This is a genomic window from Paenibacillus xylanexedens (assembly GCF_007680605.1).
Lineage (GTDB): Bacteria > Bacillota > Bacilli > Paenibacillales > Paenibacillaceae > Paenibacillus > Paenibacillus xylanexedens_B.
This window is the reverse complement of sequence record NZ_VEIO01000001.1, coordinates 3,058,227-3,078,539: the sequence shown is the minus strand read 5'-3', so window position 1 is coordinate 3,078,539 and position 20,313 is coordinate 3,058,227. Positions and strand designations below refer to the sequence as shown.

The window sequence follows — 20,313 nt, the reverse complement described above, 5'->3', positions numbered from 1 at the left end:
GCTGACATGAGTCCACAAATTTCTTCGGAAATTTCTTGTTGACATGGAACCAGTTACACGGGATAGGATTCTATTACGGCAAAGAGAACTTTCCGCACACTTTATAAATATTGTTTATAAACATCTCTTAAAAAGTTGATTTTGGGAATTTTCACGAGCTTCAGAGGTTCTTTAAGACGCATTAAGACGTTTGCCAACATCACTTATCAATCAACTGGAGGAACACATCATGATTAAACTGGTTGTAACCGATCTGGACGGAACTTTTCTAAACAGTCAAGGATCATTTGATATGGAGTTATTCAACGAGGTTCATGAGGGGATGAAACGTAAAGGCATTACTTTTGTAGCGTGTACCGGAAAACAGTGCGAAAGGGTAGAGAAATTATTCGGCGAACATGGCAGAGGTGTTTGGATTCTTGGGGACAGTGCAGCCAGAATCAAGAAGGATGGGCAGGTGGTTCGGGAGTTTAGCATGGAGCCTGCACTAGCATTGCAAGCCATTCAGGAAATTCAGTCATTTGATCCCCAAATGACCATTATCGTTTGTGCAAGCGATGCCGCTTATGTGCATTCTTCCATTTCGGATGAGATGTATGACGTTGTGAAAAGCTCGTATGAACAGGTCATCAAAACGGACTCGTTTGCAGGCATCAGCACTTCTTTTATTAAAATTACGGTGTTCGATACCCAGGGACGTTGTACAGCACTGCGAAAACATGTGGAAAAGACGATGGAAGGGCAAATCTATATTGTTGATTCTGAACCCAGGTGGCTGGATATCACGGCGCTGCATACGCACAAAGGTGAAACGGTCAAAACATTGCAGGAGATGCTGGGCGTAACTTCGCGCGAAACGATGTCCTTCGGTGATGGAGAAAATGATGTAGAACTTATGGCTGTTGCCAAGTACAGCTTTGCCGTGAGCAATGCATGCGAGAATACCAAACGTGCCGCACGGTTCATTACGAAATCCAATGATGAAAATGGTGTATTGCGAACGATTCAGGCGATCATGGATTTGCAGGAATAGTCTATAAATGAGGGGGAATCGCGATGCGTGAAGAAGAGAGAATCATGAAGGGCATGTTATTCAGTCCGGCTGATCCGGAACTGAAGGAAATCAAGAGGAAAGCTCATCATCTCAGTCAGCGTTATAGCCAAACCTTTGAAGAACAAACAGAGGAAAGACAGCAGATTCTACAACAGTTACTGGGGGAGATGGGGGAAGGCGGATTTATGCAGGGTCCGATTTTCTTTCACTATGGGGTGCATACCCGGATCGGCCATCACTTTTTTGCAAATTACAATCTGACCATACAGGATGATGCACAAGTGACGATTGGAGACTACACCAGCTTTGGTCCCAATGTTACTATCGTTACGCCTGTTCACCCTTTGATTGCGAGTGAACGGAGACAGATGCTGAATCAACATGGTGAGCTAAAATCACTCTGTTATGCCAAACCGGTTACCATCGGTAATGATGTTTGGTTGTCCGCGAATGTGACCGTATGCGGAGGCGTCACGATTGGAGACGGATGTGTCATTGGAGCGGGAAGCGTGGTTACGCGTGACATTCCACCGCATTCGCTTGCAGCGGGGGTACCGTGTAGAGTGATTCGCAAAATTACAGAAGCGGATAGTATGCGGCATTATCCAGACATTTTGGCAGATTGCCAAGTGCCGGAATGAAATAACAGAAAAAAGGCTGTCACCGATGGATCTGCATGATCCTGGTGACAGCCTTTTCGTTCAGAGGTTTATTTTGACGCGTTATACTTGCTCAGGAATTCTTTCACTTTGGCTGGATCAGCCTTGAGTTCATTCCCGGTTTGCACAAGCGGGCTGACGGTAGAGTAAGCCTTCAGTTTGTTGTTTTTGTAGAATTGCAGAATCTCATCCTGATTGATGGAATACAGCACTGCTTTTCTCAGATCACTGCTCTTGGCCACTTCGCGATTGGCTGTGTTGAACAGCAGATACGATACGGCATTGCTTGGAATGCTTTGCAGCTGCAATTTGCTGTCATTCTGGATAATGTCGTATTTCGTCTCAGGCACACCGTAATACAGGTGGATTTCACTGCTGCGAAGCGCAGAGAGAGCACTGTCAGCATCGGCGATGAAGCGTACGTTTACCTGATCAATCTTGCCTGCGAAGTCGGAACCTTTGCGGTATCCAGGGTTTTTCAGGAACACGCCTTCGTAGTCATTTTTATAAGAAAGGATATAAGGTCCGCTTGTATAAAGTGTGTTGTTATAGTTGGCACCCTCGGTCACCGTGTTCTGATCGCCATAAGGAATATCTTTGTTCACATCGAAGGACGCGACATCATACGTATTGATGCTTTCGACTTGTTTCTTGGATACGATACCAGCCGATTGGTGCGCCAAATAATTCAGCACTTGCGGGAACGGTTCAGTCGTGGTCACTTTAACCACTTGGTATTTGCCTGCACCGTTATTCGCTTGTTTTTTGTCGCTAACCAGTTCCTTGATATCGCTGTCGAGTCCTTGATTCAGAGCTTCCAGCACGGTTCCGCTACCCCCGGATTGTTTCACTGACTCCAGTGCGCTCAGGTCGGTAACGAGTTCGGCTTGTTTGATATGTTCGTGCAGACTGTACGTGCGGTGATCCGGAACGGAATCTTTATTTTTGGCACGGTCGAGGGAGAAGATAACATCATCTGCGCCTACACGCTCTCCGGTATCGACAGCCTTTTTGTTTTCGATTTTAGCAAAGTTGATATCGTCACGAAGGACAAAATAGTACTCGGAATTACCGTCTGCAATCGTGAAATTACGTGAAAGCGAGCCATCCGCTGTCAGTTGATCGTCATCCGTCAGGTTCACCAGACGCACGTACATATTCGTGTTGATTTGGTTGATGGAGCCGTCGTTTCCTTTAATCGGATCAAGGGAAGTCAGCACAGATGCAGTTTGTGTCAAAATCAACGGATCTTTACTGTTTTTGGAGTTGTCCTTGAACTCGATCGGTTCCCATGCCATGGCACGGGATTTGGACAGACGAACGGTATCGACATTCAGAATGTCTTTGTTCACAGCCTGACTTTTCAGGGAGATGTAAAGTGGAGCGATGTATGCTTGGTCGGTAACTAAACGGTCTTCCAACTTTTTATAGGTTTCTTTGTACTCATCAGGTGTCTGCGTAGCGGCCTGATCGATTAGTTTATCGATCTCTTGATCCGCCAGAATGCTGTAATCCCCGCCTGTTTTGAAAAGAGAGCGAACGGCATAGTCCGGATTGCCCGTTACCGTTGTCCAGCTGGACAATGCGATATCATAGTTGCCTGCGTCCTGCTGGGACTTAAAACTGCCGTAGTCCGGCTGCAGATTCAGTTTTACATTAAAGCCATTCTTGGTCAGCTGGTCACGGATAATGTTGACATCATTTTCGGAAGAGCTCATGGCGAGCAATTCGATGTCCACCGCTTTTGGTGCGTTCTCCGTTGTATCGGAAGGTTGGTTCTGCTCCTGCGATTCGGTTTTGGTTTTCACACTGCAGCCGGAGATCACCAGCACGAGAATCAGCAGCAAGGCGAGAAGTGTACGTTTTTTCATGGGAATACCTCCATTTTGTTAATAGATGTGATGTATGATTTTTTTTTTGAACTATTTCATTTACACAAAAACGGAGAGGACAGAAAAAACCTGGAAAAACGGAGTGCTCGCCTTTATCACCGGATTTTTCCCTTTAAAAAAGGGAATCAAAAAATCTGGGGATAACAGCGATTGGAAGGTTATTCTGTCATCGGAGTGCTCTGTGTAAACCTCTTTTAGTTCAACTTAATAAATCCATCGTCACGCCTTCTCAAGCTTGGGATCAAGGGCATCCCGCAGTCCGTCACCGAGAAAGTTAAACGAAAGAACAAGCAAAATAATCGCTAGTCCTGGATAAATCGCTAGATACGAATGAGTCTCCAGATAGGTGCTACCCAGTTTCAGAATGTTGCCCCATTCCGGAATATGTGGTTCTACACCCAGCCCAAGATAACTCAAACTGCTGGTTGCGATGACAGCTCCACCAATCGTCAGCGTGGATTTGATAATCATCGGTGCAAGCGAATTGGGAATGATGTGTTTGAAAATAATCGTACGATTGGTATATCCCAAGGCACGCGCCGCTTCAACAAACTCAAAGGTCGACACATAGAGCACGCTGGCTCGCATCGTTCGGGCATAAGTGGGAATCGAACCGAGACTCAGAGCCACGATCAGATTTACCGTGTTAGCACCGAAAGCCGCGATAATCGCGATGGCGAGCAAGATGCCCGGAATGGCGTACAGGATATCCAGCAACCGCATGATCAGATTATCCGTATGTCTTCCGTAGAAACCCGAAAAGGCACCCAGCACACCGCCAATCACAACCGGAATCAGGGTTGACATCAAACCGACGATCAAGGAAATCCGTGCACCAAACACGATTCGGGAAAATAGACACCGACCGAAATCATCCGTTCCTAGCGGGTAGGCCAGAGAAGGTGACTGAAGCAGGACCGAATAGTTATTTTCCACCGCCATGCTGTAGTCGAAGGTAAAGAAACTGCAGATGGAGATCGAGAACAGGAAGATGATGAAAAAGAGCCCGGACATGGCGGTCATATTGGGAGCAAGACGTTCCCACAGGTCATTCCAGAAATTCGTTCCATGCCTCCCTTGTCTACGGAGCCGGCGAAAGATTGAGATCCCCAGCAGCAACGCGAAAACGTTGCCCGTAATCACGCTAACGATCATCACTGCACCTACAACCATCATCCAGCGAGGCAGAGGAGAGGTCGCATCATACCTTGATACAATGATCAATACGATCAAATTCATGACGAGAATACATAACAGCGCCGCCATCGAAGGCAGAAAGGTATCCGCAACATAAGGCTTGAACACATTCAGAGCCGATACACCAATCACAAATAATTGGGTTAACAGTGCGTATACAGCAAATGTATATTCAATACTTTTTCGTTTTCGGATTAGATGGAAGGCGGCCGTTACGATGAAAATATTACCTGTCAAAGCAGCCAGCAACTGGACCCATGCGAGTCTACGTGTAAGAACACGTATAACTCCACGCTGTATTAAGTCCTGTCTGATTTGAATCAGGAGCAGACTCTGAATGAGCGTAAAGAACAGATAAATGCCGGTAACTCCAGCTATAAAAGGCTTGAACGCCTGCCCGCTCCAGTCATAACTGTTCAGTAGCAATAACAGGGTCAGCAGAACCGAAGTAATCCATGCGAAGCTGGCTTGACTGTATTCATGCGAAGACTTGAGCCGGAAACGCATTTCCTGCGTAAGGGAGCTTGATTTTGTCATAATACACCTGCTTTAATATTGTTTCATTTTGGAACGAACCCTTGGATCGATAAACGCGTAGAACAGGTCAACGACAACATTCACAATGGAAATCGTGATCGCTGTGTAGATTACTCCGCCCATAATACTCGGAATATCGGGTATGAATTGCTTATCCACGATGTAGCTTCCCAGTCCGCTGATATTAAATACCTTCTCTGTTACAGCGGCACCGCCAAGCATAGCTCCGAATTGAAGACCCACGACAGTAATGATAGGAATCAGCGCGTTACGCACCGCGTGCTTCAGCATCACTTGCCGCTCACTTAGACCCTTGGCCCGGGCGGTCATGACATAATCCTCATGAATGACCTCCAGTGTGGATGAACGGGTCATTCGTGCAACCGCAGCCGTAAGTCCCGTGCCTAGCACAATGACCGGCATAATCATGGATAGCCAGTTCTGTGGATTAAAGGTAGCGGGAAGCCACTGCATTTTAATCGAGAAATTCAGAATGAAGATCAGCCCTTGCCAGAAGTTCGGAATAGACAGTCCAATGAGAGCGATGAACATAAATGTGTAATCAAACCATGAGTTAGGCTTGAGCGCCGAGATAATGCCAATAGGCAAAGCGATGACAACGGCGAACACAAGTGAAATGAGGGCGAGTGTCAGCGTAATCGGAAACTTTCGAGCAATCGTTGCCGTCACGTTCTCGTTTCCCGCAAATGACTTTCCAAGATCAAACAAGGCAACACCCTTGATATTGTTCCATAGTTGTGTCAGATAAGGCTGATCCAGGCCGTACACATGATTAAAGGCTGCAATCTGTTCTTGTGTTGCCGTTACGCCGAGAATGTTGGCCGCCGGGTTGAACGGAGACAAGTACAGAATCGTAAATACTAGCGTTGCTACACCCAGAATGACAAAGATGGTCATGAGCACTCTTTCAAATATGTACTTTAGATAAGCATTGCCATACACCAATAGAGTCAGATACATTAGACAGCCAGGGATGATGGATAAGGCTAGAAACCAAGGCTTCGCTATCAATAGACCGAATGTATCTTGAATTGCGAGACGATGCCTTCCCTTTTCTTCTAGCTTTCGGGACGTTCGTTCGAGCAGTTCTTTCTGAAACGTTTCCTCAAGCCAGCTCTCAGCCTGTTGTCTGAATGCGGCCTCGCTGACCTCTTGCTTGAAAAAACGATGCTTGCGCCTCAGTTGTTCTTCCAATTCCAATCGTAGGGTATCCCGGTAGGAAGACGTGTGCATTTCCTGTTCGGCCTGATGTTTTACAGCTGACCAGTCATCTTCTTTGCGTTTGGAACGCCAGACCATATAAACGATCAGGTTAATCGGTAATCCGAGAACGACCAATACATATCGATAGATGGGATGAAGCAGCATTTTTCCATAAATAAAACTTAAATGATTCACCGGACGGGAGGTGTGATGACTTTCCACTTCAGCTGTCAAACGGTAATCCTCCTTTCACTGAAGTTTAAATTGCATTATTCCGATCAATATAGTATATATTATGTAGGGTGTGTTTAATTGTCAAGGTATGGAATTGATTACATATGAAAAGATAGAACAGGTATGAAAGGAATGGTGCACGTCGTGGAACCTTTGCTGAGAGTAAATGATTTGTCCGTCTCTTTTTACACGGGTGATAGTGAGTTTCAGGCGGTCAAGCAGGTCAGCTTTGAACTGCAGAAAGGGGAAACGCTGGGCATCGTCGGGGAATCAGGCAGTGGTAAAAGCGTAACTGCTCGCTCTATTATGAGGCTGCTTGCCTCTCCCCCTTCACAGATGAAATCGGGTGAAATCCGATTTAAAGGTGTCGATCTTGCCGGGAAATCACAAAAAGAGATGGAGCATATTCGTGGCCGTGACATCGGCATGATCTTCCAAGATCCCATGAGCTCGCTTAATCCAACGATCAAGATTGGCCAACAAATCTCGGAAAGTTTGATCAAACATCAGAAGTTATCGAAAAGGGAAGCGAAAAAACAAGCCATCGCCATGATGGAACGAGTAGGTATCAAACAAAGCGCTATCCGTTATAATCAGTATCCACATGAATTTTCCGGTGGCATGCGTCAGCGGGTGATGATTGGTATCGCCCTTGCTTGCCGTCCTGAACTATTAATCGCCGATGAGCCGACTACGGCTTTGGATGTAACGATTCAGGCACAGATATTGAACTTGATGAAGGATATGCAGGAGCAGATGGGTACGTCGATTATTCTTATTACACATGATCTGGGTGTGGTTGCCGGCATGTGTGACCGGGTGGTTGTAATGAAAGAAGGAGAGATCGTGGAGACGGGTACTACAGAGGAAATTTTCGAGAGTCCAAAACATCCGTATACCGTCCGTCTGTTGAACGCGTTACCTCGACTGGATGAGAAGAAGAAACCGAAATTGCTCTCTCAGGTACCCAAAGACCTGGAGGACGATCAGCCATTACTGGAAGTCAAATCTCTCAAACAGTATTTTAACCTCGGCAAGGGCAATACGTTAAAAGCGGTGAATGATATCAGTTTTCATATCCGTCAGGGGGAGACACTCGGCGTTGTGGGTGAGTCAGGTAGCGGGAAATCTACCACGGGACGAGCGATTCTGCGTCTGCACGAGCCAACGGGAGGAGATGTGCTGTTCAAGGGCATTCCGTTACAACGACTCTCGCCTGGTGAGATGAAAACGATGCGACGACATATGCAGATCATTTTCCAAGATCCATATGCTTCACTGAATCCCAAAATGAGAATTATGGACATTATTGGCGAGGCGCTTGATATCCATCAGCTGGCAGGTAATGCGGCTGAGCGACAGAAGCGAGTGGAAGAACTGCTGGAGATGGTGGGACTTGATTCATCACATGCACAGCGATATCCACATGAGTTCTCGGGTGGGCAACGTCAGCGAATAGGTATTGCAAGAGCGCTGGCGGTAGAGCCGGAGTTTATCGTTTGTGATGAGCCGTTGTCGGCACTCGATGTCTCTATTCAGGCGCAAATTGTGCAGTTGCTTGAAGAGCTGCAACAACGCTTGGGTCTGACGTATTTGTTCATTGCGCATGATCTGTCGATGGTCAAACATATCAGTGATCGGGTCGCTGTCATGTATAACGGCAAAATTGTGGAGCTGGCCGAGAGTGAAGAACTGTATGCGAATCCGCAGCACCCGTATACGAAAGCATTACTATCGGCAATTCCCGTTCCTGATCCGGCGGTGGAGAAGAATAAGCCGCGTATCGCTTTGGTAGATCAAGAGAAGGAAACCAGTGGTACGGGAGACCGATATAATCTGGAGCATTCGCGCTGGGTCGAAGTGAAGGATGGACATTGGGTTGCCCTGTCTGGTTAAACGGTTTTTGAGTCGGCTTATGTAAAACAATAAAGAACCCCGGCGTGATCTGTTTCAGATCGTTGCCGGGGTTCTAGTTTTATTTGAATTGAACCGACTTTTTAATGTTGTCGATCTCGGATTTTGTTTTTTCATCGAGATAAGTGAAGATGAAGTTGAATGCATAACCCTCAATAATGGTGCTGTAATATTCTTGAGTGATTGTGCTTCCGTCCCCTGCATCCATCGTGATCTGCATCAGATCCATCTCTTTGCCACCGATGGTTTCTTTGGTAAAGTCCTTGTATTCATAAGGGAAGTTGCTGTCTTCCATGAACTTCTTGGTTGCTTTCAGGTAATCTTCCCCTGTGCGAATGCCTTGCAGCAAGCTGACTTTCTCGGCAATGGCCATTGCAGAAGGGCCTACCTGACCGCCATCAAGCGGGTATTGGGATGCCATGAGCAGGTTCAGTGTTTTGGTTTGGGACAATTCCATTTGTTTTTTCTTCTTTTCGTCATCACCGGCAATCGCTTCAGAGGAAGCACTTGTCAGTTGGTTCATGCCCTCGGCATCCTGGTACTCCCATGCCTCGGGGAACTTCAGCGATACGCCGAAATAGTCATTGGTGTAGGAGCCTTTTTGTGTTGTTCCCAGCTCTACTTTGGATGAGTTGTCGGTTTCTTTGCTGTCATCGCTGGATGCCTCTGATTTGTCAGCATCATCCGTTTTCGCTGTGCCAGCATCTGCGCCTGTTGTTGTTTTAGTAGTAGCGGATTCGTTTGATTTTGCATTGTTATCTGCTTTGTCTCCGCAGGCAGCGACTACGATCATCATCATGATGAGCATAGCGAATAAAGAAGTTTTTTTCATAATAGACATAATACCCTCCTGAGATGTGTGTGTGATTCTCTCTTTCTGTTGTGCGTACTAAAATTGTAGCACAGGTGTTCTCTATTGCCACCTATAGGAAACTATAGGGGTCTCCTTCTTTTATAAATAAGACAATTGGCTAGCCATTGAAACAGCTTCTGTGCTGGATTGTACGCCTAATTTGTTGAAAATGACTTTTTTATGATAATTGACCGTACATTCCTTGATTTTGAGTTGCAGTGCAATCGCCTTCACCGTCCATCCGCGGGATATCATTTCTAGAATGGTTAACTGCCGGTCTGTGAATTCGACTTGGGGCTGTTTGTGCGGATTTGCCGTGACTTGGCTCCGGTAACTATTCTGCATATAAGCCGGGATCAGCTTGGCTATGGCCATGAGTTCACGCTGCATATCAGCGTTTATGGTAGAGACATCCAGATAGCCGAAATGCTGTGACCCTATATACAGAGGAATAGCATAACAGTGCCAGCTTTGAAAAAATGGACTTTCATGCTGCTCTGGCAGCAAAAATACAGGCTGGTTGTCCTCCATCGTTCTGGAGATGGCATTGATACCACAGCTCTGGGCTGCAAAGCTCAGTCCCGGTTGAATGGGGGATTGCTTTACGTGCGATTCCAAATTAGAACTATAGTCCATAGATAGCAGCACGCCGTTAACGTCTGTTAACAGGAACAGATAGGTACCTGTCAGATTCTCTTTGATATCCGAAATACTATGGCGGAATGCTTGAATCAGGAAATGGTTGATTTTACAAAGTCGGTCTATTCCGTTTTGAGCTATATAGTGAAAGGTAGCGGGGGTTCCCGTATGAACTCCTGTACCATATTCAACCGGCCGTGTGGCCGGCGTTTGGGCAGACATGTCATTCCTCCTTGCTGTGTCGTATCACGTTGATTATCCGATCGTTTTGATCACATGGCCTTCCTGATCTTTAATCTGTGTGGGCACAATCTCAATGAGGAGCTTGTCCAGTGAAAGGACCTGAAAGGAACTGGCTTGTGGGCGAAGTTGCCCTACAATTTCGTTCAGTGCTTGCTGATTCACAGTCAGCCTGACCTCTCGCTCCGTTTCCACCAGAGAGGGATGATCACCAGCTTCAAAGACAATATTGAACTCTGGCCCGATCAGGGACAACGTTGCTTTTTTGGCGATTCGGCTACGCAGGATGCTGCCCAGAAGGGTTGCCTGTTGGGCACCCAGCTGAAGCTTGGCAGGGATGTTTTTCTGTAGCAGTTTTTTGCGCGGAGACTCCCAGCTCAATTGTTGGATGAACAAAAAGGCGGTGCTTGATCCGTCTTCCTCAATGCCTCGGTCCGTCGCTTGAATAACCGAAGGGATATCTGCATATGAATTCCTCATCAGATCCGTTACATATTTAGGCATATAGCTCTCACAGGCAGCCAGGAAACCGCGGGTGTTCCAGCTCTGAATCATCTCCAGTTCACGGCAGGTCATACCGACTATTTGAATAAATCGAACAGAACCATTCGGTGTGCTGAGTTCAGGTAAATCCGGATCTTCTATGAATGCAAGTGCAGTCAAGAGTGTATCGGAGTTCAGGCAGATCGGGCCGTTGGCATCCAGATAATCTCCGGGCTGAAACAAGTTACCGCTGTTAAAGACGTATCGCCCCATATTTTGTAATAGATTGAGTGCCCAGGCCGGCGGCTCGGATTCCTTCTCACAGCGTGTAAGGCGAAATGTAAGTTCAAAACCATACCCACTTCTGGATGCATCATCGCTTTCTTTGCCGTAAAGCTCCGAGAAACCGTAGGTTACAAAATGCCAATGAGGCATCGGCGTATCTACCGCATAGGCACTTATCCCGTCCAGTGGGTCAGGTCCGCCAAGCATATATGGAATGGCTGTGCCATAATGTTTAGGTTCCTGTTCTCCGTACAATTGCTGCATAGCCTGGTCGATGGCGTCCCAGCCAGATGTATTTTCTTCTTCGGTCATGATGTGTTCCTCCTTGATTGTTCTCTCCCTGAAAATCATTTAAAATTAAGTCTACTAGTTATAACAGCGACTACAAGCGGCTTAAGGATGAATTCTCTGAGATAGGACCAGGGGGTTACATATCTTTATGAGAAGGAGAAATGTTACATGAGTATGCAAGATATGTATTTGTCTGCATTTACACAGGAGCACTGGGATACCTTCGTTGAACTTTTTGATGACTGGTATGCTCAATTGCCCGATGAATGGAAAGAAGAGGCGCGATTAAAAGGTATTCCAGAAGATATAAGCCGGGTGCTTTTGTGTGAAATGAGAGATTCCGCGTTGAAGTGGATAGATAAAAAGGTTCCAGCTCTGGGGGACCAAAGTCCTGCAAGTTATCTGGGAACGGAGGAAGGAGCCAATGCCCTACGGGCAGCTATTTTGCGAATGCCACGTTAGAAATAGTTTTGGAAATGATGTTAGAAATAAGATATTATTCATTATAAATACGTTGTTAGGTGATTTTAAAGAGGAACTAGACCGTACGTTTCTGGTGAATTTGATTTTACAAAATAAATGTGTTACGCTTACATCACAAGAGCAAAACAACAGAATATGTTATAACATCTTTTGATGGATTGTAACTGTGAAGACAGGCAAAACCTAAACTGATGGTGAAATGAAGGCCCCTTTTTGGTGCTATTTTACCCTGAGTTTAGGTTTTTCTTGTTTTCTGCTCTGTTTTGGAGTTGTTCTTGCCTATGGAAAACCAAAAACTATTTCGAAAAGAGGTTGTTATGATGACCACGGCAAAAAAAGGATTCCCTGAAAACTTCCTGTGGGGCGGAGCCACAGCTGCGAACCAACTGGAAGGCGCATTCGATAAGGACGGAAAAGGTCTCTCCACAGCGGATATGATCGCTCATGTGCCAAAAGAAAAGCGCACGGGTGGACATGCCATGGAAATTTCCTCTTCCCGAATCGAAGAGATTCTCGCTGGCAAAATTGAAGAACGTTTCCCGAAACGTTTTGGTATTGATTTCTACCACCGTTTTAGAGAAGATATCGCACTGTTCGCTGAAATGGGCTTCAAAGTATTCCGCTTGTCCATTCACTGGGCACGTATTTTCCCGAACGGTTATGACCAAGAGCCAAATGAAGCAGGTTTGAAATTCTATGATGAAGTGTTTGACGAATTGCATAAATACGGCATTGAACCGCTCGTAACACTGTCCCACTACGAGACTCCGCTTGGCTTGACGCAAAAATACAATGGCTGGGCAAGCCGTGAAGTGATCGGACATTATGTTCGTTACGCAGAAACGGTATTCAACCGTTATAAAAACAAGGTGAAATACTGGCTGACATTTAACGAGATTAACGTGATGGTGTTCAGTCCGTACACTGGTGGCGGCATTCTAATTGATAAAGTGGACAATAAGCTGCAAACCACATATCAGGCCTTGCATCATCAATTTGTAGCAAGTGCGATGGTGACGAAGCTTGCACATGAGATTATCCCTGGCTCCCAAGTGGGCTGTATGCTTGCACGTATGGAAACCTATCCAGCGACTTGTAATCCAGTAGACGTACAACTGGCTCAGCATGAAAATCAGCTCAACCTCTTCTTCACAGACATGCACGCTCGTGGTAAATACCCGAACTACATGGCGCGTTATTTCGAAGAGAATAACATTGTTATTCAAAAAGAAGCGGGCGATGATGAGATTCTGCTGAACAACACGGTTGATTTCATTTCCTTCAGTTATTACATGTCCGTGACCAAATCGGCTTCTGCGGATGCGGCTGAGACAGCGGGTAACCTGACAGGCGGCGTGAAAAACCCTTATCTGGAAGCGTCCGACTGGGGCTGGGAGATCGACCCGATCGGTCTGCGCGTAACGTTGAACAACTTCTGGGATCGTTATCAAAAACCACTCTTTATCGTAGAGAACGGTCTGGGCGCGTATGACAAAGTGGAAGAGGATGGATCTATCCATGACTCATACCGTGTCGACTACCTCAAAAAGCACATCGAACAGATGAAAGAGGCTATCAAAGATGGCGTTGAGCTGATTGGTTTTACTGCATGGGGCCCGATTGACCTCGTGAGTATGTCGACTTCCGAGATGTCCAAACGTTATGGCTTTATCTACGTCGATCTGGATGATGAAGGCAACGGAACACTTGCACGCTCCAAAAAAGATTCATTTGATTGGTACAAAAACGTCATTGCCAGCAACGGTGAGCAACTGTAATTTTTCGTTCTGAAAATTCAGTGATGACATTCTTAGGATTGTTACCGCACAGGAGCGGGCAAAACCTGACTTAAAAGTGTGATATGAGCTTTCGCTTCATACAACCCTTTTGGTTGGCGTTTGTCCGCTCTTTACTTTGGAATCATAACATCATATGAGCTGGAGGGGTTCTTTTGAACAAATGGAATAAAGGCATTAAACACGTTTCTTATATGTTAGCTCTGACCTTGAGTTTAAGTGTAATCTGGCCTGGGACAACAGGTGCAGCAAGCGCACAAGTGACGCAAATTCAGGCAAATACGTATGTCGGCGATCCGGGAGAGATGGTCGAATCCTTCGACATTACGGTTACAGATGTGGAAAAATACAAAAATCTGAAGGCATCAGACTTCGAGATTACAGGAAATTATGACGGTTATCCGTTAAATGCCGCAGGAGAAATTGTGCAAGACAACTATGAAGATGATGGCATCACGTTGTCTATGAAGGATCATACGATCCATATGACCGTAAAACCTTTCAAATATCCCGGAGGTCTGAAATCCGAGTTTTCCGTAACCAGCAAAACGTATCCAGAGCTTTCTTTTGATAAAAAAAGTGTTACTCAGGTGAAAACCCGTACGGTGGACGAGTTTGAAAAAGCACAATTCACAGCTAGCAACGGTGTGACGCTAGCTTATAACCTGAAACGCAGTCCTTCCAAGGAAGCGAAGCCGCTCATGGTATGGCTTCACGGCGGTGGTGAAGTTGGAACGGACGGACGTAATCATCTAACTGCGAATCGCGGTGCAGTAGTCTGGACAGAATCAGGGTATGATACTTCTGTACTGGCGGTGCAATATCCTGAGAATTACAGCTTCAAAATTTACAACAATGCAGAGCAGCTACCCATAATGAAGGCATATTTTGAAGCTCAGGTTGAGTTGATCCAAAAGCTTGTTGCCGAAGGTGAAGTAGACCCTGACCGGATCTATCTTTCTGGTGTATCCAGTGGAGGTGGAGGTGCATTCCGCTTCCTGATGCAGTATCCTGACCTGTTCGCTGGAGCAATGATCGTTGCAGCCAAAGATACCGTTGCCGATTATACGGGTTCCGTCGACGCATTCAAGCAAGAACTGAAGGGTATTGTGGATGTGCCAATGTGGATTATGCACGCTCAAAATGATCCAACAACAGATAGTCGGACTAGCTCACTTGCTTATCAGGCATTGACGGAAATGGGAGCTAAACAGGCGCATTTAACGTTATACGATGATGCATACATGGATAGTCACAGATTCTATGGAGGTTTGAAACATTGGTCATGGGTACCTGCTTTCAACAATAAAGAGGTTATCGCGAGTCTGTTCAAACTTCATAAAGGTACAGCTGGAGAGCAGACCGGAGGTTCATCAGAGCATGGTGTACAACCCTCTGAACCTGTAACACGCGCGCAGATCGCAGTCGTTTTAGCTGATGCTCTGCAACTTCCAGCAGCAACTGAAACAACATATCCTTATGTGGACAGCGCTCCCGACTGGGCTGCTCAAGCTATTGTGAAGGTGACCAAGGCGGGACTGATGAAAGGCATTGGCAATCAAATGTTTGCTCCTGAGAGCGAAGTAACACGTGCACAGATGGCAGTTATTGTAGATCAGATCCTGACGAATAAGGATTGGAAGCCTGCTACAGATTCAGTGGAGCTGGTGTTTGGCGATGTGGACAGTAAGCATTGGGCACATGCGGCGATTCAGAATAGTGCTCGTGCTGGTGTAATGACGGGTGTGAGCAAAGGAAAGTTTGATATGAAGCAAACCGTAACAGGGGCACAGCTTGAGCAGATCATGCAGCGTCTAGAGCAAGTGGGCACAAAATAAAGCTTGGAATGGATATAAAATAAACTCTAAATATTCAATGTTGAGAGGATGAAGCAAAATGACTACACCATTTCCGAAGGATTTTCTGTGGGGCGGCGCGGTAGCGGCCAACCAGCTTGAGGGAGCGTATAATGCCGATGGCAAAGGTTTGTCTGTACAAGACGTTATGCCACATGGCATTACAACACCAAGAACCGAAGGCCCTACCGAAGATAACTTGAAATTGATCGGTATTGATTTTTACAACCGCTATAAAGAGGATGTTAAGTTGTTTGCCGAGATGGGCTTTAAGGTGTTCCGTACATCGATTGCGTGGTCTCGTATTTTTCCCAAAGGGGACGAACTGGAGCCGAACGAGAAAGGCCTTCAATTCTATGATGACCTGTTTGATGAATGTCACAAGTACGGCATTGAACCGCTCGTAACGATCTCTCACTATGAGACGCCGCTACATTTGTCCAAAACCTATGATGGATGGGTTAATCGTAAAATGATCGAGTTTTACGAACGCTATGTTACTGTGCTGTTTAACCGTTTCAAAGGCAAAGTGAAATACTGGCTGACGTTCAATGAGATCAACTCCATTCTGGAAGAGCCATTCATGAGTGGTGGTATCTATACACCGAAATCCGAATTGTCCAAGCAAGATCTGTACCAGGCGATTCATCATGAATTGGTAGCGAGTGCGCTTGCTGTCAAACTGGGTCATGAGATTATGCCGGAAGCGAAAATCGGGTGCATGGTGCTTAGCATGCCGACATATCCGCTCACACCGAATCCGGACGACGTTGTTGCAGCGATGCACGCAGAGCAACGTAATGATATTTTCGCTGATATCCATGCACGGGGTTATTATCCAAAATACATTAATCGTTATTTCAAAGCGAATAACATCAACATTAAGTTTGAAGAAGGGGATGCGGAAATTCTCAAGCACACCGTAGATTTCATCTCATTCAGCTATTATGTGAGTATCTGTGAGACCGGAGATCCTGAGAAACGTAAAGAGGGCAAAGGAAACCTGTTTGCAGGCGTGCAAAACCCGTACTTGAAAGCAAGTGAGTGGGGCTGGCAGATTGACCCTCAGGGTTTGCGCGTAACCCTCAATAAATACTGGGACCGTTATCAAAAACCGTTGTTTATTGTCGAAAATGGTTTGGGCGCCGTAGATGAATTGATTACAGATGAGAACGGCAATAAAACGGTTCATGATGACTATCGCATTCAATACTTGAACGATCATCTGGTGCAAGTTGGAGAAGCAATTGAAGATGGTGTCGAAGTCATGGGATACACGTCATGGGGCTGCATTGACTTGGTAAGCGCATCTACAGCAGAGATGAAGAAACGTTATGGTTTCATTTATGTAGACCGTAATAATGATGGTTCTGGTACACTGGAGCGTTATAAGAAGAAATCGTTCCACTGGTACAAAGAAGTTATTAGTACAAATGGCGCAAGTCTTGTCGATAATAATGCAAAATCATAATTCCAAAGTCATTGTTGTATGAGTGCCTTTTATGTCGCATTAACGCACATTAACCGCTTTCAGAAAAACGTTGTCACATGCGCTGTAATATGGTAAGATAGGCCCAAGGCTAAAGAATACTGGATTGTTACTGTTCAATCAGGCAAAACCAGAGGCAGGCATACTTCATGACCTGTTTTGGTTTTGCCTTTTACTACTTTGACGGTGCAAGGTGATGTGAAGAAATGAAAATTGAGAAGGTACTCAACAACAATGTAGTCACTGTAATTGACCCGGGAGGTAACGAACTGGTCGTTATGGGGCGTGGAATTGCCTTCAAAAAGCATACTGGTGAACTCATCGATGAGAGTCTCGTCGAAAAAATATTTTCGCTCGAAAGTAAAGAAGTTTCTCAGAAACTGAAGACGCTTCTGTCTGATATCCCGGTTGAATATGTGGAGTGCTCGGATGAGATTATTCGTTACGCTGAGACGGTACTGGGTGAGAAGCTTCATGAAAGCATCTACATTTCACTGACGGATCATATTCATTTTGCTATTGACCGACATCGTCAAGGATTGCAGATCCGCAATGCATTATTTTGGGAGATCAAGCGTATGTACCGGAAGGAATATGCGATCGGTCTCAAGGCATTGCAGATTATTGAAGAAACGTTAGGTGTTCTTCTTCCCGAGGACGAATGTGCGTTTATCGCGATGCATCTGGTTAACGCCCAGATGAATGGTGAGATGAGAGAAACGATCAGCATTACGAATATCGTGAAGGATATTCTGAATATCGTTCGGCGCAGTTTCGTGATCGAGCTCGACGAAGATTCACTTAGTTATTACCGATTCCTGACCCATTTAAAGTTCTTTGCTCAACGCGTATTGCAAGGTACAGCGATCGAAGACAAGGAAGAGGATAATCCGCTTCATGATCTGGTGAGCAAACAATATCCGGAAGCACATGCTTGTGCAGTCAAGATTAACGATTATACACGTAAAATCTATAATCGGGTCTTGTCGAAGGAAGAAGTGTTGTATCTAACGATTCATATCGAACGTATTGTCCGAAATGAACAAACAATCGAATAATTTGGGATTGTTACTACAAAAGAGGCAAAACCTAAACGTTGAATCATGATAAGCTATTCTGCTTTGTCATGGTCCAGTGTTTAGGTTTTTTTTAAACCTTCAATACACATAAAAGGAGCAAAATACAATGGATAAACAACAATTGTCCAAAGATATTCTGAAGCTTGTTGGTGGCGAAGAGAACATTGATCAAGTGACCCACTGTATGACAAGACTCAGATTTAACTTGAATGACAACAAAAAAGCGGACAAAGCGACGCTGAAAAATACACCGGGCGTTATGGGCGTTATGGAAAACGGCGGCCAATTCCAGGTGATCATCGGTAACGATGTACCTGTGGTGTACAACGCATTAGTAGGCAACATGTCCAAATCCCCGAACGCAGATGCATCGTCAGGTGCGGCTAGCGGAGAAAAGCAAAAGAAAAATGTGATAAGTGCCCTGTTTGACTTCATCTCAGGCGTATTCACACCAATCCTGCCAGCAATTACGGGTGCGGGTATGATTAAAGGGATTGTAGCTATCCTCGTAGCTGTGGGATGGTTGTCTGATAAAAGCTCGACATACACAATTTTATCTGCAATTGGTGATGGTGCTTTCTACTTCCTGCCAATCATCTTGGCGATTAGTGCAGCACGTAAACTGGGCAGTAACATGTTTATCGCTGCAGCGCTTGCAGCCGGTATTATGCACCCGACGATTACAGCACTTCTGGCTGCCGGGGACACCACATTCATCGGAATTAAGGTTATTGCGGCAAGTTATTCATCAACTGTAATTCCAATCATTCTTGCAGTCTGGATTGCTTCATATGTGGAGAAAGCGATCGATCGGATTACGCACGCTTCGCTGAAGCTCCTTGTTGTTCCGACAGTTACACTTTTAATCATGGTTCCTGTAACATTGATGACGGTTGGACCGTTGGGTACAGTACTTGGTAATGGCTTGTCCGGTGGTATCTCATGGTTGTTCGAGAACATGTCCATCTTTGCAAGTATTCTGATCGGCGGTACAATGTCACTGTTAATCATTACGGGTATGCACTATGCTTTGCTACCAATCGTAGTTGGTTCTATGACAACATTGGGTTACGACTTTATCATTCCGCTGATGTTTGCAGCTAACCTTGCACAAGGTGGCGCGGCATTTGGTGTAGGTTTAAGATCGAAAAACAGTAAAACAAAATCTTTGGCCTATTCCACGGGCCTTACAGCAGTAATGGGTATTACAGAACCGGCCATGTACGGGATTAACATGAAGTTCAAAAAACCATTTATTGCAGCCCTTATTGGGGGAGCAGTTGCTGGTGCGTTTATGGGTATCTTTAATGTAAGATCGTATGTAATTACAGGACTTGCAGGTCTACCAAGCATTGCGGCATTCATTAGCCCGGCAATCAGCACATTGCTGTTTGCACTGGCTGGCGGCGTGATTGCCATCGTAGCTGCAGCGATCCTGACTTATATCCTTGGATTCCAAGAAGAGGATGCGCCACAAGCAGCTTCAACTTCAGCAGCTACAGTACCTGCGAAAGAATCAGCTCCTGTGGTAACAGAAGAAACAAAAGCACAAGATGAGCAAGTATTCAGCCCGATTACGGGTGAAGTCAGACCGCTTAGTGAAGTACCTGACCCTGCGTTCGCGGAAGAAATTATGGGTAAAGGTTTTGCAATCCAGCCGGCGGAAGGCCGTGTTGTTTCTCCAATCAACGGAACCGTATTCTCCTTATCGAAGAGTGGACATGCCATTGGTCTCGTAAGTGATACGGGTGCTGAAATGCTGATCCACATCGGGATTGATACGGTGAAGCTGAAAGGCCAGTTCTTCTCTCCTAAAGTTCAGGCAGGGGCTAAGGTATCTGTGGGTGATGTTTTGATGGAGTTCGACCGTGAAGAGATCGAAAAAGCGGGTTATACCACGATTACACCGGTAATCATCACGAATATGCATCAATATACTTCGATTGAGTCTGCTGGTCGTACAACCGTTAAGGAACAAGAACTGTTGTTCACGGCAAAAGCATAATTCAATATAACAAAAGCAGTTGCTTCCTGGAATATATCCAGAGGAGCAACTGCTTTTTTCGTTTTAATTATGAAGATTTCTCTATGTATATTGTAGAGAGGCC

The 20,313-nt window shown here is 45.6% G+C and carries 15 protein-coding genes; 9 read left to right on the top strand and 6 right to left on the bottom strand.

Annotated elements, in window-relative coordinates:
• Positions 1-229: 229 nt before the first annotated feature.
• Together FS818_RS13600 and FS818_RS13595 are read left to right on the top strand one after the other, a co-directional pair.
• Positions 230-1,033 carry an HAD-IIB family hydrolase gene (locus tag FS818_RS13600; protein WP_145332472.1) on the top strand — a complete coding sequence of 268 codons (804 nt, stop codon included), beginning with the start codon at positions 230-232 and terminating at the stop codon, positions 1,031-1,033.
• Positions 1,034-1,056: 23 nt separating this feature from the next.
• Positions 1,057-1,695 (top strand): sugar O-acetyltransferase, encoded by a 639-nt coding sequence (locus tag FS818_RS13595; protein ID WP_145332470.1) that lies wholly within the window; start codon positions 1,057-1,059, stop codon positions 1,693-1,695.
• A gap of 68 nt (positions 1,696-1,763) precedes the next feature.
• Here the strand turns inward: FS818_RS13595 and FS818_RS13590 are convergent, their stop codons facing one another.
• The 3 genes from FS818_RS13590 to FS818_RS13580 form a co-directional block, all read right to left on the bottom strand.
• Positions 1,764-3,584, bottom strand: coding sequence for an ABC transporter substrate-binding protein (locus tag FS818_RS13590; protein WP_145332468.1), 1,821 nt, complete (start codon positions 3,582-3,584; stop codon positions 1,764-1,766).
• 240 nt (positions 3,585-3,824) lie between these two features.
• Positions 3,825-5,339, bottom strand: coding sequence for an ABC transporter permease (locus FS818_RS13585; RefSeq protein WP_145332466.1), 1,515 nt, complete (start codon positions 5,337-5,339; stop codon positions 3,825-3,827).
• Positions 5,340-5,351: 12 nt separating this feature from the next.
• Complete coding sequence (locus FS818_RS13580; protein WP_145332897.1) at positions 5,352-6,728, bottom strand: ABC transporter permease; 1,377 nt, start codon at positions 6,726-6,728, stop codon at positions 5,352-5,354.
• 213 nt (positions 6,729-6,941) lie between these two features.
• Between FS818_RS13580 and FS818_RS13575 the strand changes: the two genes are divergently transcribed.
• On the top strand, positions 6,942-8,693 hold the full coding sequence (locus FS818_RS13575; RefSeq protein WP_145332896.1) for an ABC transporter ATP-binding protein: 1,752 nt from the start codon (positions 6,942-6,944) through the stop codon (positions 8,691-8,693).
• Positions 8,694-8,772: 79 nt separating this feature from the next.
• On the opposite strand, the gene FS818_RS13570 is transcribed toward FS818_RS13575, so the two are convergent.
• The 3 genes from FS818_RS13570 to FS818_RS13560 form a co-directional block, all read right to left on the bottom strand.
• Positions 8,773-9,552: a hypothetical protein gene (locus tag FS818_RS13570; protein WP_145332464.1), complete on the bottom strand. Its 780-nt coding sequence runs from the start codon at positions 9,550-9,552 to the stop codon at positions 8,773-8,775.
• Between the two features lie 111 nt (positions 9,553-9,663).
• On the bottom strand, positions 9,664-10,425 hold the full coding sequence (locus FS818_RS13565) for a LuxR C-terminal-related transcriptional regulator (RefSeq protein WP_145332462.1): 762 nt from the start codon (positions 10,423-10,425) through the stop codon (positions 9,664-9,666).
• Between the two features lie 33 nt (positions 10,426-10,458).
• The gene (locus FS818_RS13560; RefSeq protein WP_145332460.1) at positions 10,459-11,523 is read right to left on the bottom strand and encodes a suppressor of fused domain protein; all 1,065 of its coding nucleotides are present in this window, start codon (positions 11,521-11,523) and stop codon (positions 10,459-10,461) included.
• Between the two features lie 147 nt (positions 11,524-11,670).
• On the opposite strand from FS818_RS13560, the gene FS818_RS13555 reads away from it, so the two are divergent.
• The 6 genes from FS818_RS13555 (at position 11,671) to FS818_RS13530 (ending at position 20,210) form a co-directional block, all read left to right on the top strand.
• Entirely contained in the window at positions 11,671-11,964 is a 294-nt protein-coding gene (locus FS818_RS13555) for an antitoxin Xre/MbcA/ParS toxin-binding domain-containing protein (RefSeq protein ID WP_145332458.1), read from the top strand.
• A gap of 341 nt (positions 11,965-12,305) precedes the next feature.
• A complete protein-coding gene (locus tag FS818_RS13550; RefSeq protein WP_145332456.1) occupies positions 12,306-13,763 on the top strand; it encodes a glycoside hydrolase family 1 protein in 1,458 nt (485 codons plus the stop codon).
• A 173-nt stretch (positions 13,764-13,936) separates the two neighbouring features.
• The gene (locus tag FS818_RS13545; protein ID WP_145332454.1) at positions 13,937-15,619 is read left to right on the top strand and encodes an S-layer homology domain-containing protein; all 1,683 of its coding nucleotides are present in this window, start codon (positions 13,937-13,939) and stop codon (positions 15,617-15,619) included.
• 58 nt (positions 15,620-15,677) lie between these two features.
• Entirely contained in the window at positions 15,678-17,108 is a 1,431-nt protein-coding gene (locus FS818_RS13540) for a glycoside hydrolase family 1 protein (protein ID WP_145332451.1), read from the top strand.
• 224 nt (positions 17,109-17,332) lie between these two features.
• The gene (gene licT, locus FS818_RS13535) at positions 17,333-18,184 is read left to right on the top strand and encodes a BglG family transcription antiterminator LicT (protein ID WP_145332450.1); all 852 of its coding nucleotides are present in this window, start codon (positions 17,333-17,335) and stop codon (positions 18,182-18,184) included.
• Between the two features lie 127 nt (positions 18,185-18,311).
• Positions 18,312-20,210 (top strand): beta-glucoside-specific PTS transporter subunit IIABC, encoded by a 1,899-nt coding sequence (locus FS818_RS13530; protein WP_145332449.1) that lies wholly within the window; start codon positions 18,312-18,314, stop codon positions 20,208-20,210.
• Positions 20,211-20,313: the final 103 nt, after the last annotated feature.